Origin of the sequence: Polynucleobacter sp. IMCC 29146 (assembly GCF_021395195.1) — a bacterium.
In the GTDB taxonomy this organism is placed as follows: Bacteria; Pseudomonadota; Gammaproteobacteria; order Burkholderiales; family Burkholderiaceae; genus Polynucleobacter.
The window spans coordinates 201,779-217,263 of sequence record NZ_JAJVCR010000002.1 but is presented as its reverse complement, the minus strand read 5'-3'; the positions used below and the strand labels follow the sequence as shown (position 1 = coordinate 217,263).

17 protein-coding genes and 2 riboswitches are annotated in these 15,485 nt (G+C 43.3%); of the genes, 15 read left to right on the top strand and 2 right to left on the bottom strand.

Annotated features, from left to right (window positions below; translation table 11 throughout):
- Complete coding sequence (locus LZT22_RS03105) at positions 1-861, top strand: phytanoyl-CoA dioxygenase family protein (protein WP_233923586.1); 861 nt, start codon at positions 1-3, stop codon at positions 859-861.
- Positions 862-932: 71 nt separating this feature from the next.
- Here LZT22_RS03105 and LZT22_RS03100 read toward each other — a convergent pair whose 3' ends face one another.
- Positions 933-1,544 (bottom strand): cysteine dioxygenase, encoded by a 612-nt coding sequence (locus LZT22_RS03100; RefSeq protein WP_233923585.1) that lies wholly within the window; start codon positions 1,542-1,544, stop codon positions 933-935.
- Positions 1,545-1,687: 143 nt separating this feature from the next.
- Between LZT22_RS03100 and LZT22_RS03095 the strand changes: the two genes are divergently transcribed.
- From LZT22_RS03095 to LZT22_RS03045, 11 genes are all read left to right on the top strand, one after another.
- Positions 1,688-2,527 (top strand): sterol desaturase family protein, encoded by an 840-nt coding sequence (locus tag LZT22_RS03095; RefSeq protein WP_233923584.1) that lies wholly within the window; start codon positions 1,688-1,690, stop codon positions 2,525-2,527.
- Positions 2,528-2,531: 4 nt separating this feature from the next.
- Complete coding sequence (locus LZT22_RS03090; protein ID WP_233923583.1) at positions 2,532-3,101, top strand: antibiotic biosynthesis monooxygenase; 570 nt, start codon at positions 2,532-2,534, stop codon at positions 3,099-3,101.
- A gap of 17 nt (positions 3,102-3,118) precedes the next feature.
- The gene (locus LZT22_RS03085) at positions 3,119-3,802 is read left to right on the top strand and encodes a GntR family transcriptional regulator (protein ID WP_233923582.1); all 684 of its coding nucleotides are present in this window, start codon (positions 3,119-3,121) and stop codon (positions 3,800-3,802) included.
- Positions 3,803-3,859: 57 nt separating this feature from the next.
- On the top strand, positions 3,860-5,155 hold the full coding sequence (locus tag LZT22_RS03080; protein ID WP_233923581.1) for an ABC transporter substrate-binding protein: 1,296 nt from the start codon (positions 3,860-3,862) through the stop codon (positions 5,153-5,155).
- Between the two features lie 54 nt (positions 5,156-5,209).
- Positions 5,210-6,091 carry a branched-chain amino acid ABC transporter permease gene (locus LZT22_RS03075; RefSeq protein ID WP_233923580.1) on the top strand — a complete coding sequence of 294 codons (882 nt, stop codon included), beginning with the start codon at positions 5,210-5,212 and terminating at the stop codon, positions 6,089-6,091.
- Positions 6,088-7,056 (top strand): branched-chain amino acid ABC transporter permease, encoded by a 969-nt coding sequence (locus LZT22_RS03070; RefSeq protein WP_233923579.1) that lies wholly within the window; start codon positions 6,088-6,090, stop codon positions 7,054-7,056. The genes LZT22_RS03075 and LZT22_RS03070 overlap by 4 nt, the downstream gene beginning before the upstream one ends.
- On the top strand, positions 7,056-7,817 hold the full coding sequence (locus LZT22_RS03065) for an ABC transporter ATP-binding protein (protein WP_233923578.1): 762 nt from the start codon (positions 7,056-7,058) through the stop codon (positions 7,815-7,817). Before LZT22_RS03070 ends, LZT22_RS03065 begins: the two co-directional genes overlap by 1 nt.
- On the top strand, positions 7,810-8,511 hold the full coding sequence (locus LZT22_RS03060) for an ABC transporter ATP-binding protein (protein WP_233923577.1): 702 nt from the start codon (positions 7,810-7,812) through the stop codon (positions 8,509-8,511). Before LZT22_RS03065 ends, LZT22_RS03060 begins: the two co-directional genes overlap by 8 nt.
- A gap of 20 nt (positions 8,512-8,531) precedes the next feature.
- Positions 8,532-9,413 carry a 3-methyl-2-oxobutanoate hydroxymethyltransferase gene (panB, locus tag LZT22_RS03055; protein WP_233923576.1) on the top strand — a complete coding sequence of 294 codons (882 nt, stop codon included), beginning with the start codon at positions 8,532-8,534 and terminating at the stop codon, positions 9,411-9,413.
- Positions 9,414-9,437: 24 nt separating this feature from the next.
- Positions 9,438-10,382, top strand: coding sequence for a ketopantoate reductase family protein (locus LZT22_RS03050; RefSeq protein ID WP_233923575.1), 945 nt, complete (start codon positions 9,438-9,440; stop codon positions 10,380-10,382).
- 79 nt (positions 10,383-10,461) lie between these two features.
- A riboswitch (glycine riboswitch) is annotated at positions 10,462-10,555 on the top strand.
- Between the two features lie 4 nt (positions 10,556-10,559).
- A riboswitch (glycine riboswitch) is annotated at positions 10,560-10,666 on the top strand.
- Positions 10,667-10,674: 8 nt separating this feature from the next.
- Complete coding sequence (locus LZT22_RS03045) at positions 10,675-11,823, top strand: hypothetical protein (protein WP_233923574.1); 1,149 nt, start codon at positions 10,675-10,677, stop codon at positions 11,821-11,823.
- 18 nt (positions 11,824-11,841) lie between these two features.
- Here LZT22_RS03045 and LZT22_RS03040 read toward each other — a convergent pair whose 3' ends face one another.
- Complete coding sequence (locus tag LZT22_RS03040) at positions 11,842-12,093, bottom strand: hypothetical protein (protein WP_233923573.1); 252 nt, start codon at positions 12,091-12,093, stop codon at positions 11,842-11,844.
- A gap of 305 nt (positions 12,094-12,398) precedes the next feature.
- Here LZT22_RS03040 and LZT22_RS03035 point away from each other — a divergent pair, with 305 nt between their 5' ends.
- The 3 genes from LZT22_RS03035 to LZT22_RS03025 are packed head-to-tail and all read left to right on the top strand — an operon-like array spanning position 12,399 to position 15,481.
- Entirely contained in the window at positions 12,399-13,484 is a 1,086-nt protein-coding gene (locus LZT22_RS03035) for a TRAP transporter substrate-binding protein (RefSeq protein ID WP_233923572.1), read from the top strand.
- A 12-nt stretch (positions 13,485-13,496) separates the two neighbouring features.
- Positions 13,497-14,039, top strand: coding sequence for a TRAP transporter small permease subunit (locus tag LZT22_RS03030; RefSeq protein ID WP_233923571.1), 543 nt, complete (start codon positions 13,497-13,499; stop codon positions 14,037-14,039).
- Entirely contained in the window at positions 14,036-15,481 is a 1,446-nt protein-coding gene (locus LZT22_RS03025) for a TRAP transporter large permease subunit (RefSeq protein ID WP_233923570.1), read from the top strand. The genes LZT22_RS03030 and LZT22_RS03025 overlap by 4 nt, the downstream gene beginning before the upstream one ends.
- The last annotated feature ends 4 nt before the right edge of the window (positions 15,482-15,485 follow it).

The window sequence follows — 15,485 nt, the reverse complement described above, 5'->3', positions numbered from 1 at the left end:
ATGCTAAAAACTCTTTCAGAACAGCAGGTGAGGCAATATCAAGAACAGGGATACCTTAGTAAAATAAGGGTATTGAGTGCCGAGCAGACCCTAGAGATCCGCCAAAAACTTGAAGCTTTCGAGGCTGAACAAGGCAAACCCTTAAATGGCTCCCAACGGCACAAAACCCATTTACTCTTTACTTGGCTTAATGAGTTAGTCCGCAATAGCAAAATTCTTGATGCAATAGAGGATTTATATGGCGAAAATATCCTGTGTTGGACGACAAATTTTTTTATTAAAGAGGCTAATGATCCCGGTTTTGTTTCATGGCATCAAGACTCGACTTATTGGGGTCTATCTTCACCTGATGTAATAACTGCATGGATTGCTTTATCCCCAAGCAATCAAACTAATGGTGCGATGGCAATTATTCCCGGCACACACTTGCTCGATCAGTTGCCCCACCGAGATTCTTTTGCAAAAAATAATTTACTTACCCGTGGCCAAGAAATTGCAATGGCAGTAAACGAGGCCGAGGCGGTAACCTTAGAGCTAGAGCCGGGTGAAATGTCTTTACATCATGTGCGTATTATTCATGGCTCCCCGCCGAATCATTCTGCCGAGCGGCGAATTGGCTTTGCGATTCGCTATATTCCTACTTTCGTTAGACAAATTGAAGGTGATGATTCAGCTACGCTAGTGCGCGGCATGGACGAGTACCAAACCTTCACTCATGAGCCCACCCCAAGCAAGGATATGGATCTTGATTTTGTTGCTTTACACCAAAGTATTACCGATAAAAGCGCGAAGATTTTATATAAAGATACGAAGATCGATAGTTATGATGCCTCGATGGCCAACCCGAAGGAGCGGGCCTGACAAATTCAGGAGCTAGTGATAAGGGATGCGCTCAGTTCCTCTTAAGCTTAGTGACCAGCGCTGCGAATGGTTTAAATTTTAGGATTGGCGGAGCGATCCCATAAGTTAGGCACTTGAGCCGAAGAATAGCCGGAAACAAATTGTTTCTTTGCTCCAGTTTCATGATGATAGGTATGGCGATTGACTGCGCCAATATTAGCCCCATAGACATGAATGCTAATAGCGTTTTGGGTGGAGGAGGCATTGCGCACAATATGAATATCGCCAATATCTGGACTAACCGCTTCAACTTCTCCTGGATTAAGGATGACTTCAGGACCATCTTGCACTAATTTGCCAGCTTGATCGTGCTTAAAGCGCTGACTAATTTCAGAGCCGCGAAGCATACCAATTAGGCCCCATACACAGTGATCATGAATTGGTGTCTTATGGTCTGGCCCCCAAACAAAGCTAACCACGGAGAAGCGCTCTAAGGGATCGGTATGTAACAAAAATTGTTGATAGTATTCATGATGATGAATGGTGCAAAAGGTCGGCAGCCAAGTGTCATTTGCAATAAGTTGTTTTAGTAAGGCCCCACCTTTATTAACTAGGGTAGGCTCATCCTGGGTTTCATTGACTAAATGAGTCATTGCAATGACAAACTCGCGCAGTGGGCTAATCGGATGGGTGGTTGCTGACATGGGTTTTCTCCGGAAAGGAATAAATATTAGGGTATCCCCCCACCATTATTCCAGTAATATAATTAATATTCAAGTAATATATCAGAAACATATTTGATGATTCGAATGGTTATTGTTTTTTCTTTAGCTTAGGAGGGTAAGCAATGAGCTCAGCAGCAAAACCCATGTTCATGAATGAGCGCCAACGGAAGTTTCGCGCGGCTTATATTGGCGCTATTAGCCCGTTTTATAACGGCATCGTGCATATTGGCGTGATGTATTTAGCAGGTTTAGTGGCAATTTATTATTGCGCCTCTCAATTAGTTAACCCTGGCTGGGCTTGGTTAACAGTAATTCCAGTTGCCATTGCAGGTAACTTTGTGGAGTGGGGTATGCATTTTTTTGTCATGCACCGTTTAATTGATAAGTTTGCCTTACGCGCCATTTATGATCGTCACACCCGCCAGCATCACCAGTACTTTACTGATAACGATTACACCATCGATACCGCACAAGAGTTTCGCATTGTATTTTTCCCTTGGCGAGTCTTAATTGTCTTGGGTGTTTTCGGCACTCTTTTCGGCTATATTGCAGCGCAGATTTTTAATCCTAATGTGGGATATATTTTATATATCACCATGGTTGGCCATTATTTGCTTTACGAAACCTTTCATTTTTGCTGCCATGTAAAAGACAATTGGTTTGTACGTAATATGCCATGCGTAAATACCATCCGTCGCCACCATGCCGCTCATCATAATTTAGGCATCATGATGCATAAAAATATGAACCTCACTTTTCCTGTAGCAGATTGGTTTTTAGGCACGTCTGATATTAAAAGAAGTCTTCTCGGCACTCTCTTTAATGGTTTTGATGAAACATATCTCGACCCTAAACTAAAACCGATTATTAACAAGTTTCAAGACAGCCAAGTACAGGAGGAAAAAGTGACGCTTGAAGGGCCGATTCTATCCCCTGCTGAGCAGCAAATTTTGCGCGCATAACCAGATGGTACAGGCCGTTTTTTTCGACGTCTTACCTAAAGAGGGTTCTGTTGAAACCTACTTTAGTATGGCCGCTAGCTTACGCCCAATCGTTGAAAAAAATCCCGGCTTCGTGGCGGTAGAGCGTTTTGAAAATTTACAGGAATCGGGGTGGTTTTTTTCATTTTCGCAATGGCGTGATGAATTGGCTCTGGCGCAGTGGCGGTGCCAGCCAGACCACTATGGAGCTCAGGTTTGTGGGCGTAGCCTCATACTTGCAGACTATCGTTTAAGAGTGGCCGCACAGCAAGTTGGCGCACCTATACAAAGCGAGATAAAAGAACGTGAACAGGTAGCGATGTTGATTGGGAATTTTGCGGCAATTGAGCACGCGTTTAAAGCGAGGCTAGACGCCGGCAATGATTTACAACTGTTCCGAGGGGTTATCGATGCACAGCGCGGTATCGGGCTGGTTAACCACATTTCAGGACCCGTTGAATTTGCTGCCTCTACTCAATATGAACTCAGATATTTTGAGGTTTGTCGTGACTATGGTATGTTTGATCGTGCCCAAGCCCCGCAACAATTTGCCTAAAAAATAATTCAAATGCTATGGATACTTTGGTCAAAATAAAATCAGTAGCTGCAAAGGAAGATTTATCGCTTTCTGATCAAGCTTATCGGCGTCTGGAAGAGATGATTGCCACCATGGCGCTTGCTCCCGGTGCCCCCATTTCTGAAAGTCAGCTATCTACTTTATTGGGAATTGGCAGAACACCCATTCGCGAAGCACTGCAAAGATTAAGTCGTGAACATCTGGTCACCATCTTACCGAAACGCGGTATTTTTATTTCTGACCTAAACCCGCAGAAGCAATTGCGCGTACTAGAAACCAGGCGTGAGTTAGAAAGACTGATTTGCAAGAAGGCTGCTAAACGCTCGACCAATGATGAGCGTACTGAATTTATTAGGCTGGCAAAAGATTTTCGGAGATCTGCAAAAGAAAAAAATAATACCTTATTTCTAAAAATTGATAAAGAATTAAACGACTTAACAATTAAGGCGGCTAAAAATGAATATGCGGCAGCAGCTATGACTACTTTGCACGGCATGTCGCGACGATTTTGGTTTGGTAATTTTCATCAGGAGGTGAGTATTTCTAGTATTGCTGCTTTGCACGCTACGCTAGCAGATGAGATTGCTGCCGGGCAAGAAGAGGCTGCCGGCCAAGCATTAGATAAGTTGCTTGACTACATTGAAGATTTCACCCGCAGAACAGTATTACCCGATCATTGATTTATTTTAAGTAGTTGCAGTTGGGTATTTTAGTAATTTATAAAAAGAGGAGACAAAATGAAAAAGAAATTAGTTCAAAATGAAAGCCGCCGGTCTGTCATTAAAGGTATTGGCGCCACTTCTTTGCTTGCTGCAGGGGGGTGGGGTTTTCCTGCAATTGCTCAAAATACTCCAATTAAAGTTGGTATTTTGGCGCCACGCGCTGGTATAGCTGGCACTATTGGCGAATGCGGCTTACGGGGCGCAATGTTTGCAGTAGATAAGATTAATAAAAGTGGTGGTATTGGCGGCCGCAAAGTTGAACTCATTGTCGAAGAAGAAACAAATGCCAAAGATACTACCGAACGTTTTCGCAAATTAGTTTTACAAGATAAAGTAGATTGCGTACAAGGGATTGTTTCGTCTGGCGTTTCATTGGCGATGAGCCCTACAGTTGAAGAAATGAAAGCCTTAACCATCTATTGGGATGGCACATCCCAAGATGGCGTGAAAGAAACTATTCCGACACCAAAATATTTATTCCGCTCTACGGATAATGAGTGCGAGGCGGTAATGGCTTCATTACTGGCGATTAAATATTACAAAGGTAAATTTGCCACCATTGCAGGGATTAATCCCGACTATTCTTATGGCCGAAACAATTGGGCTGCCTTTCAGGCACTTTTAAAGCGCTTTGGCATTCCCCATAAGGTTGTGGCAGAGCAGTGGCCAAAGGTGGGCACGATGGACCTTTCTAGTAATATCGCTGCCTTAAAAGCTGCTAAGCCCGATTTAATTTTCTCTTCTTTATTATTTGCTGACTTACCAGTATTTATGCAAAATGCGCATGCTGCAGGTTTGGCCAATGGGGATATTAAATATGTGATGCCTGCTGCTGGCTTTCAGCAAACCTTGATGAAAAAAGAATTTACTCCCGAGGGCATAGTCTTTGGTTTAAATACGTTAGACTTTAACTATCCCAATGCTAGCCCCCTGCAGAAAGAGTTTGTGCAGTTTTATTACAGCAAATATAAAGATTATCCAAATTGGGAAGCTGATCGTGCGTATTTTGCCATGCAGATATATAAAGCAGGCACTGAAAAGGCGATTAAAACAAAGGGTGGGGCATGGCCTAAGACTGAAGAAATTATCGCTGGTATTGAAGGAATCGAGGTTCAGTCATTAGGCGGTCCTGGCAGAATGCGGGGCGACCATATTGCTGAACAAACTTTCTATCAAGGCTTAACTACACATAAAAATAAGTATGATTTTGTAACCACAAATCCTGTGGATAAGAAATTCAGCAGCGAATTACAAAAGCCGCCAGGCATGGATTTTTGGCAATGGCTTGAAACTGCAAAAATTACTCTTTAGATCGCGCTAAACCGGGCCGTAGCAGTACGGCTCGGTTTTTTTTGAGCATCTCTTATGACAGCATTTATCGATATCGTATTAAGTGGCATTTTTCATGCTGCAGTACTATTTTTATTAGCTGGTGGTTTGCAGTTGGTTTTTGGCGTACAAAAAATTGTGAACTTATCTTGTGGCGCTTTTTATGCACTAGGCGCCTATTTTGGCATTACTTTTGTTAACCTAGCAATCCAGCAGGGCATTTCATCATCTTATTTGCTGGCACTTATTTTATTGGCCGGCATGATCATCGGCCTGGTTGGGCCTTTAATAGAGCGACTATTGCGCTTAGTTTATCAGCGTGAGGAAGGCTTTCAATTGCTGCTTACCTTTGCCATTATGTTGGTCTTGGAAGACTTAATTCGGATGCTTTGGGGCGCTACTCCTATGACCTTGGGCAATATTTCGATGGTATATGGCAAATTAAATTTTGCTTCGACTACCTTACCCGTTTATAAGGCTCTCGTAATTGGTTCAAGCATCTGCTTAGCTTTAGCACTTGGTTGGATGCTGCAAAGAACTAATTTTGGGCGTATTGTGCGAGCAACTGCAGAAAATCGCCGCATGAGTGAAGCCCTTGGGGTCAACGGCGTCTGGATTAATGTCGCTATCTTTACCCTGGGTACCATGTTGGGCACCCTTGGTGGCGCCTTAGTGGTGCCGACTTCCGCAGCTTCGCTCGATATGATCTCCGAAGTTGTTGTCGAAGCCTTTGCAGTAGTAGTCATTGGTGGGCTAGGCAGCATGCGGGGCGCTTTGGTAGGCGCTTTAATTGTTGGTTTAATGCGCGCGTTTGCGGTATATGCCTACGCAGAGCTTGAGCTACTCCTCATTTATTTAATAGTTATTTTAGTTTTAATTATTAAGCCTTCTGGTCTTTATGGAAAGGCAGCTGAATGACGCTTAAGTTTAAGTTGGTGATCTTAATTTGTTTGGCCGTGCTTTGTAGCTCGCCTTGGATTTTAAGCCCTTATTACATGACCTTGTTATTGCCAGCAGTGGCATACAGTATTATTTTGTTGGGCTTCAATTTACTCTTTGGTTATACCGGCCTTTTATCTTTTGGTCATGCAATGTATGTTGCTTTAGGAGCTTATACAGTTGCCATCTTGACGAGCCGCCTTGGCATTAAAAGCATGGAAGTCAATATCCTTGGGGCGGCGCTTGTTTGTTTTCTTATTTCGATTCCCATTGGGCTACTTTGTGTGCGCTATGTACGAATTTTTTTCGGCATGCTGACCTTAGCTTTTGGCATGTTATTCCATTCCATTCTCTTTAAGTTCTATGATTTATCGGGTGGGGATTCTGGCATTAAAGTTATTCGCCCCAACTTATTTGGCGTTGACTTAAGTGAAATGGATAAAACTAGTTTTTTAATTGGCCCATTTTTTTACTATTCAATTGGGGTCATGCTTATCCTCGCATTGGTGATGTGGCGGATTGTGCATTCGCCACTCGGCCTGCATTTGCAGTCCATACGTGATAACCCCCGTAAGGCCGAATATTTAGGCATAAAGGTACATCGTTTTCGTTTAATTTCCTTTGTTATTTCGGCGGTGTATGGCGGAATCGGCGGCGCCTTATTAGTCGTGCCCGTAGGCTTAGCCGATCCTGAGTTGGCTTATTGGACTCAATCGGGCAATATTGTTTTTATGACTATCTTCGGGGGCTTTAATAATTTCTTTGGCCCGATCATTGGTGCATTTGCGTTTATTGGGCTAAAAGATCAAATTGTCAGCCAAACTCAATATTGGCGGTTGGTATTGGGAATCGTGTTAATTCTGCTAGTGGTTTTTTTACCTGGCGGAATCATGGGCTTATTGACTGGCAAGAAGTCTGTGGCTCGTTCGCAGGAGGGGCGCTGATGCCGATTTTAGAATCAAAGGCGGTTTCAAAACATTATGGAGTTTATAAGGCACTGCAAGACGTTAGCCTGCAATTTTTTGAAAACGAAATTATCGCGATTGTGGGCCCGAATGGGGCAGGAAAAACTACCTTTGTTAATGTGCTTACTGGTTTATTAAAGCCAACTCATGGTGAAGTTGCCTTTCATGGCAAATCGATTGCTGGAGTTGGTCCCGTAACCTTAGCGAAATTAGGCATGGCGCGTGCTTTTCAGCTAGTACAAATATTCCCGCAATTAAGTGTGCAAGAAACTATTATTGCTGCCGTTATTTCTCAACGTAATATGCAATACAACTTTTGGTCAAACGTTGGCTCCAAGTCGGAGTTAATTGAGCGCGCGCTTGAGGTGGCAGCTATTTTTAACTTAGACAAAAAAATGGCTTGGCAAGCTTCCTATTTGTCTCAAGGTGAGAAAAAGCTCCTAGATATTGCCAGCGCATTTGCTTTAAGCCCAGAGGTGATTTTATTAGATGAGCCAACGAGTGGTATTTCTACAGGCGAGAAGCGCGGCATTATGGATACCTTGATGGCTGCAGCGAAATTAGCTGGCATAAAAACGATGCTGTTGGTTGAGCATGATATGGAATTAGTTGCCGAGTATTCAACGCGAATCGTTGCTTTGGCAGAAGGCAAATTATTAGCTGATTTACCCCCCAACGAGTTTTTTAATGATCCTGAACTGCAGGCAACTATTATTGGTAAACGGGTGAATCATGCTTAAGGTGAAGGCGATTTCGGTTGAAATTCAAAATAGCCCCATTCTGCGTAAAGTTAGCCTTGAAGTTAAGGCCGGTGAATTGGTATGTTTGGTTGGTAGAAATGGCGCAGGCAAAACTACTACCCTAAATAGCATCATGGGTTATCGCAAACCAAAAGAGGGCGATATTCTGCTTGAGGAAAAATCGATTCTAGGAAAACGGACGTTTGATATTGCCCGATTAGGGATTGGATTTTCTCCAGAAGAAAGTGAAGTTTTTGGTGATCTAACTGTGGCTGAAAATATTGAAATGTCAACCTGGACAATTAAAACTAAAATGCCCAATGCTGAACGCATTGCGATGGCCTATCGTATTTTTCCTAAGCTAGACGGGTATCGCGAACGTGGTGGCAATCATTTATCGGGTGGTGAGCGGAAGATGCTTTCAATTGCTCGAGCGCTGACGCTTGATCCGAAGTTATTAATTCTGGACGAACCTTTCGAGGGGCTTTCGCCTGCGATTATTCCGATTATTAGTGACGGCCTATCGAGCATTCGTGAGGCAGGCCGAGCAATTTTAATGGCCGAGTCCAATGCTTTTCATATTCCCGACTATGCCGACCGTGTTTACGTGATTGAGCGTGGCGAAATTATTTTTTCTGGCAGCGTGAATGATGCTAAACGGCATACTAATTTAAGTCTTAAGGGCGAAGCATAGTAATTATTAAGGAGATTAAGTTGAACAAAGCAACGGCAGTGCCTGAGCAAAAAAAACGAACCATGCAAGATATTTATGCCTCAAAAAAAACAGGTGAGAAAATGGTTTATATGTCTGTACCCGATTACACCTCAGCAAAATGGGCAGAAACTGCGGGGGTTGATGTTGCTGTGATTGGGGATAGTTTGGCGATGATTGCGCATGGGCACTCTAATACGATTCCAGCGTCGATGGATATGATGGTGATGCACGCTGCTGGCATTCGACGTGGCGCCCCAAATACCTTTCTGCTGGGTTGTATGCCTTATCAAAGCTACAACACAATTGATCGGGCGCTCACCAATGCGACGCGGTTTATGCAGGAAGCAGGCTCAGATGCGGTGAAGCCTCAAGGTGGAAAATCGCAAGCACATATTTTGCGAGCTATGGTCGATGCAGGTATTCCAACCGCCTCTCATATCGGCATGACCCCCCATACCGTAGCTGTATTTGGGGGCTTTAAGGTACAGGGACGTACAGCTGACACCGCCATGAAAATTTTAGAAGATGCCTTTGCAATTCAAGATGCCGGCTGTTTTATGCTGGAGTTTGAAGCTGTGCCAGCAAAGATTGCCAGCGTTATTTCACAGCAATTAGAAATCCCAACAATTGGAATTGGTGCTGGCGTTGGTACTGACGGTCAAATTTTGTTATGCCATGATTTATTGGGCGTATTTTCTGATTTCAAGCCGAAATTTACTAAACGTTATGCGAATTTAACTGAAGTAGCGGTTGCCGGCATTAAGGAGTACATTGCCGATGTTAAGGGAGGTACCTTTCCAGATGATGAGCATAGTTATTCTGTGGACGAAAAAGAATTTGACAAGTTTCTTAATCTAGTAGAGAAGCGAAAGCATCATTAACCAAGATTTCACTTTCACTGCTAAATGAGCGCTAATCGTCAGAAAATAGCGGTAGTGGGAGCAGGCGCCGTCGGCTGTTATTTTGGTGGCATGCTGGCACGCAGTAATCATGAGTTAATCCTGATTGGTCGCAGCGAGCGAGTGGATGCTATCAATCGTTTTGGTTTGCAAATGGATTGCCAAAGTTTTCAAGCTAATGTAGCTTTACAAGCAAGTGCTGATTTTGCGAGCATCGCTGCTGCAGACATGATTTTACTTTGTGTAAAGTCTTACGATACCGTTGCTACGATGCAGGCTCTAAAACCATTCTTATCTGCTAATGCAGTGATTGTCAGCTTGCAAAATGGAGTGAGTAATACCGAATTAATTTCATCGCTAGTTGCCAATCCTGTTTATGCAGCCGCTGTTTATGTGGCAGTAGTAATGACTGATTTAAATACGGTAAAACATTATGGTCGTGGTGAATTACAAATTGGCTCATTTATTCCAGATTTAACTATTACTCAGCAGCAAGCTCAGTCTTTAACACAATTAATTAAACAATTTTCAAATTCCGGCGTACCCTGTGCCCATTCTATTGATATTAAAAGAGAGCTTTGGTTAAAGCTGTTGGTGAACTGTAGTTATAACGCCATTTCTGCAATTGGACAAATCAGTTATGGGCAAATGGCTCAAGTACCTGAAATTCAGGCATTAATCGAACGCCTCACGGACGAGTTTTTATCGGTGGCGCAGTGTGAAAAAGTCAAGATCAGTAAGTCTGAGGCAATTCAGGCAAATGAAATTATTGCCCGCACTATGGCGGGGCAAAAATCATCCACTGCGGCAGATGTAGCGCGGGGAAAAAGAACGGAGATCGACTTTTTAAATGGTTATATTGTGCGTAAAGGCGCTCAATATAACTTGCTAACCCCAGCTAATCAGGCTCTGTATGCCTTGGTCAAAATGATTGAGGCCAAATTCAAGTAACACGCATTAACCTCAATTTATTTTGCACTGCAATATCTCAGCTAAATTAAAGCTTCTATTTATTAGAATCAGATATACTTCTTTGGAAGCAGGAGAGCGAGAGGTTATTTATCTCCACCGAAGGCGCAAACTCCCATGAACGCTCAGGTATCCCAAAAGACTGGTACTGCTTAACTTAAATAGCCGTCTGGAGAGTCGCCACTGAAATGGGGCGCACCGAAGGAGCAAATACCTAACTATGTTTAGGTATGAATCTCTCAGGTACCAAGGACAGAGGGAGCGGCAGCCGTAAATGAATGGCTGCATTTTTGCCTCGATTCATTTGGCGGAAAGTACTTGGGAGTTTCATGCTATGCAAGTTAAACCAGCACATCAATATAAAGTCCTCATTTTTGGCGCCTCTTATGGCTCTTTGTTAGCAACTAAATTGGCACTAGCGGGCCATGATGCCACTCTTGTTTGTCTACCTAATGAAGTGGAACTGATAAATCGTGAGGGCACAAGAGTACGCTTTCCCATTAAAGGCAGAGAGGGCTTAGTTGAGGTAGATTCTCGGGGTTTGCTGGGAAAAATTTCTGCCACTACACCAAATAATGTCAACTTAGCAAATTACGATTTAGTGGTGCTTGCAATGCAAGAGCCACAGTATGGCGCAACTGGCGTGCGGGAATTACTGCATGCCGTGGCAGAAGCAAGGTTGCCAACGATGTCTATTATGAATATGCCACCCCTTACTTACTTAGCTCGTATTCCTGGTTTATCGCTAACAGATTACCGTAATTGTTATACCGATCCTAGTGTTTGGGATGGCTTTGATCCCACGATGATGACTTTATGTAGCCCTGATGCGCAAGCATTCAGGCCGCCAGATCAGCCTATTAATGTATTACAAGTTCGCTTACCCACTAACTTCAAGGCTGCGCGCTTCGAGTCAGAGGTTCATACCCAAATGTTACGTCAAATCGCCGCTGATATCGAGGCAGTGCGCTTTGATACAGGTTCCGAAGTAATTGAGTTGCCAGTGAAATTAAAAGTATTTGACTCAGTCTTTGTGCCACTAGCAAAATGGAGCATGTTATTAGCAGGTAATTATCGCTGCGTTGGCGCTAATGGCATGCGGCCAATTAAAGAGGCAATTCATGATGATCTTGGGCTATCAAAAAATATTTATAACTGGGCTCGGCAACTTTGCCTATTATTGGGGGCAAGCGAGACAGATTTAGTGCCCTTTGAAAAATATGCGAATGCAGCGCTTAGTTTAGGTAGCCCTTCATCGGCGGCACGGGCTTTATTTGCGGGAGCAAAAAATATTGAACGGGTTGATTTGCTAATGCAAACGGTCGCCGCCAAACAGGGCATGCAATCAGAGGCAGTTAATCAGATTGTGAACTTAGTGAATCAGCAATTAGAAAAAAATCGGGCTTTGCCGGTGGTGGCTTAGCAACTAGTATTACCAAGACTAATCGTCTGCCAGATCGTCGTCTGGCGACGGTTTCTTTTGCGTATTTAATTTGTTTGGAATGCCGTTAACTAAGATTGCTTTAGTGACCCAAGCCGATTGATTTTTATCGGTTTCAATAATTTCTTTTAAATGAGCACAATCGCTACGATGGCTACAGGCGGCAAAACTATCGTTAGCTTTATGGGTTGTAAATTCTGAGCATAATTTTTGATACCAAACACCATCTAATGGACAAGAATCTTTTTTCATTCGCTAATCCTTTGTAATAAATTCACCTGAATTTAGTGTTTAGTCCGTCAACCTCGTTTTTTTAGTTCGGACTAGGACTAGGATAGGGTCAATGTCATTTTTTATTTTGATGCAGATCAAGATCGAGAGCACTTAATGGATTTGGGGTAAAGTGGATCCAATAATTAGAAATTCACCAAAAAGGTGCTTTTTTCTGCATTTTTCTATCCAGATCTGTTCTAATAAAAAGGTTAATTTTGTTGGGCTTTTGCTGGTATTGCTGCTTTATTCCACTTCTCCATTCTTTTTCTTATAAGGATTAAAAAATGAAACGACGCGACTTTTTAGGAAAAGCCTCAGTAGGGGCTGCTGCAGGTATTTTGGCTGCTCCAGCCATTGCCCAATCCATGCCAGAGGTAAAGTGGCGCTGCGCATCTAGCTTTCCAAAAAGTTTAGATACGATTTATGGTGGTATTGACGTGATTGCAAAGCGGGTAGCTGCGCTAACAGAGGGTAAATTTCAAATTCGTCCTTTTGGGGCTGGTGAAATTGTGCCTGCGTTTGGTACGGTTGACGCAGTGCAGCAGGGCACGGTTGAATGTACCCATACCGCAGGCTATTATTTTGTTGGTAAGAATAAGACTTTTGCGTTTGATACTACTGTGCCATTTGGCATGAACCAACGGCAGCAAAATGCCTGGATGTATTGGGGCGGTGGCTTAAAATTACAACGTGAATTTCTTAGCAGTTACAACATTATTTCATTTCCAGCGGGCAATACTGGAACCCAAATGGGTGGTTGGTTTCGTAAACCCGTTAATACCGTAGCCGACTTAAAGGGGCTGAAGATTCGAATTGCAGGTCTTGGTGGCGAAGTGATGGCACGACTTGGGGCAATTCCCCAGCAAATCGCTGGTGGAGATATTTATCCTGCGCTAGAAAAGGGCGTGATTGATGCGGCCGAATGGGTTGGGCCTTACGATGATGAAAAGCTAGGTTTTTATAAAATTGCGCCGAATTATTACTATCCTGGCTGGTGGGAAGCTTGTTCAATGTACTCGCTTTATGTCAACATCAAAGAATGGGAAAAATTGCCCAAAATGTATCAGGCTGCGCTCGAGGCCGCCTGTTATGAGGCGAATGCAGACATGATGGCTGAGTATGACTTTAAAAATCCCCCAGCCTTACAACGTCTACTAAAAAATGGCGTTAAATTATTTGCTTATTCAAATGACATTATGAAAGCGGCGCAAAAAGCCTCATTTGAAATGTTTGAAGAAGAGGCTGCAAAAAATCCCTCCTTCAAGAAAATATATGAACCTTGGAAAAAATTCCGTGCCGAACAATTGCTTTGGAATCGGGTCGCAGAAAATACCTTAGCATCATTTAATTTTGCTAATCCAGTTAATTAAGCGCTAGATTGAATGCTTAAGCAGTTGTTGCGCCTCGCTGGATTTGTTGATCGGTTAAATGATCGCTTTGGCGTTTTGGCAAGCTGGCTAGTGCTGATATCAGTGCTGGTCAGCGCCGGCAATGCTTTAGTGCGCTATGGCTTTAATGTTAGTTCTAATGGTTGGTTAGAAGTCCAGTGGTATATGTTCATTGGCATGGTGATGTTCGGTGCCGCTACCACCTTAAGGCTTAACGAGCACGTCAGGGTCGACGTTTTATATGCCCTGTATCCAAACCGAGCGCGGCTTTGGTTGGATTTCTTTGGCGGTATTTTTTTCCTCTTGCCAATGACGACGATTATTGGGTGGTATTCGTGGGATTTGCTCTATAACTCGATTTTAGTAACTGAAATGTCTAATAATTCGGGCGGCTTGTTACGTTGGCCGGCGCGGGCAATGATTACCTTGGGCTTTTTCTTGCTAACGTTACAAGGTTTATCAGAAATTATTAAGCGGTATGCCGCTTTGCAAGGCCTAATTAAAATCGATCCTCGCTATGAGAGGCCACTGCAATGATTGCTCATGAGGTAATGGCGCCATTGATGTTTGGCGGCCTAATTGTTTTTTTACTGATTGGCTATCCCGCAGCTTTTTCTTTGGGCGCAGTAGGCTTATTTTTTGCTTTCATTGGCATTCAGTTAGACTTTTTTCAGCCAACTTTTTTACAAGCCTTACCTGATCGTGTTTTCGGCATTCTTTCTAATGACTTACTGCTATCGATTCCATTTTTTACTTTCATGGGGGCGATACTAGAACGCTGTCGCTTGGCTGAAGATTTATTAGAAGGATTAGGTCAATTATTTGGCCCAATTCGTGGTGGTCTGGCTTATGCAGTGATTATTGTTGGCGCAGTGTTGGGGGCAATTACTGGCACAGTTGCGGCCTCAGTTATTGCCATGGGATTAATTTCCTTGCCCATCATGCTACGGTATGGGTATAACCCTCGCGTCGCTACTGGAGTGATCGCTGCTTCTGGCACCATTACTCAATTAATCCCGCCTTCCTTAGTATTAATTATTCTTGCCGATCAATTGGGCAAATCTGTGGGTGATATGTATGCGGGAGCAATTGGTCCATCGATTATTCAAATTATCTTATTTTGTTTATTTATATTTTTCCTTTCTGTCTTTCGCCCCCAAGATGTACCTGCACTTCCCATAGATGCCCGCCCGCCAATTGACTGGAAACTGATTAAGCGAATCATGTGGGGGGTTATTCCCTCCTTAGCCTTAATTTTCTTGGTTTTAGGTACGATTTTGATGGGTTTGGCGACGCCGACAGAGGGTGGGGCAATGGGTGCGGTTGGCGCCTTGGTATTGGCTGCCATGAATAAGCGTTTACAAAAAGATTTAGTGTGGCAAGCTATGACATCGACTATGCGCATTAATGCGATGGTGATGTTTATCTTAATTGGTTCAACTGTTTTCGGTCTTGTTTTTCGTGGGGTCGATGGTGATTTATGGATCGAACAGCTTTTGTCAAATTTACCTGGGGGTCAGATTGGCTTCTTAATTGCGGTTAACCTCTTTGTATTTTTTCTCGCCTTCTTCCTCGATTATTTCGAAATTGCTTTCATTATCATTCCCTTATTGGCGCCAGTAGCAGACAAATTAGGCATTGATTTAATCTGGTTTGGCGTCTTGTTGGGGGCAAATATGCAAACCTCCTTCATGCATCCGCCTTTCGGTTTCGCTTTATTTTATTTACGAGGGGTAGCTTCAAAAGAGGTAAAAAGTTCAGATATTTATTGGGGCGCTTTACCTTGGGTAGGATTGCAATTAATTTTGGTTGCCATTCTGATTTTTTTCCCAGAAGTGGTTACCTATTTTGTTGATAAGCCTACAGTGGCAGTTGAGAGAGGTGATGCATTGATTGATCCCTTTGCAAATGCTGTGCCAGCGGCACCCGTCGTAGATTCCAGCGCAGATATTGAACGGCAGCTCCGGGGTTTGAAGTAAACAG

What these genes read in the sequence shown, in the direction of transcription:
- LZT22_RS03030 (WP_233923571.1), top strand. Translation starts at nt 13,497, where the DNA reads ATGCTTAAGCAGTTGTTGCGCCTCGCTGGATTTGTTGATCGGTTAAAT.
- LZT22_RS03035 (WP_233923572.1), top strand. Translation starts at nt 12,399, where the DNA reads ATGAAACGACGCGACTTTTTAGGAAAAGCCTCAGTAGGGGCTGCTGCA.
- LZT22_RS03100 (WP_233923585.1), bottom strand. Translation starts at nt 1,544, where the DNA reads ATGTCAGCAACCACCCATCCGATTAGCCCACTGCGCGAGTTTGTCATT.
- LZT22_RS03040 (WP_233923573.1), bottom strand. Translation starts at nt 12,093, where the DNA reads ATGAAAAAAGATTCTTGTCCATTAGATGGTGTTTGGTATCAAAAATTA.
- LZT22_RS03075 (WP_233923580.1), top strand. Translation starts at nt 5,210, where the DNA reads ATGACAGCATTTATCGATATCGTATTAAGTGGCATTTTTCATGCTGCA.
- LZT22_RS03090 (WP_233923583.1), top strand. Translation starts at nt 2,532, where the DNA reads ATGGTACAGGCCGTTTTTTTCGACGTCTTACCTAAAGAGGGTTCTGTT.
- LZT22_RS03025 (WP_233923570.1), top strand. Translation starts at nt 14,036, where the DNA reads ATGATTGCTCATGAGGTAATGGCGCCATTGATGTTTGGCGGCCTAATT.
- LZT22_RS03085 (WP_233923582.1), top strand. Translation starts at nt 3,119, where the DNA reads ATGGATACTTTGGTCAAAATAAAATCAGTAGCTGCAAAGGAAGATTTA.
- LZT22_RS03080 (WP_233923581.1), top strand. Translation starts at nt 3,860, where the DNA reads ATGAAAAAGAAATTAGTTCAAAATGAAAGCCGCCGGTCTGTCATTAAA.
- LZT22_RS03050 (WP_233923575.1), top strand. Translation starts at nt 9,438, where the DNA reads ATGAGCGCTAATCGTCAGAAAATAGCGGTAGTGGGAGCAGGCGCCGTC.
- LZT22_RS03065 (WP_233923578.1), top strand. Translation starts at nt 7,056, where the DNA reads ATGCCGATTTTAGAATCAAAGGCGGTTTCAAAACATTATGGAGTTTAT.
- LZT22_RS03070 (WP_233923579.1), top strand. Translation starts at nt 6,088, where the DNA reads ATGACGCTTAAGTTTAAGTTGGTGATCTTAATTTGTTTGGCCGTGCTT.
- LZT22_RS03060 (WP_233923577.1), top strand. Translation starts at nt 7,810, where the DNA reads ATGCTTAAGGTGAAGGCGATTTCGGTTGAAATTCAAAATAGCCCCATT.
- LZT22_RS03045 (WP_233923574.1), top strand. Translation starts at nt 10,675, where the DNA reads ATGAATGGCTGCATTTTTGCCTCGATTCATTTGGCGGAAAGTACTTGG.
- LZT22_RS03105 (WP_233923586.1), top strand. Translation starts at nt 1, where the DNA reads ATGCTAAAAACTCTTTCAGAACAGCAGGTGAGGCAATATCAAGAACAG.
- LZT22_RS03095 (WP_233923584.1), top strand. Translation starts at nt 1,688, where the DNA reads ATGAGCTCAGCAGCAAAACCCATGTTCATGAATGAGCGCCAACGGAAG.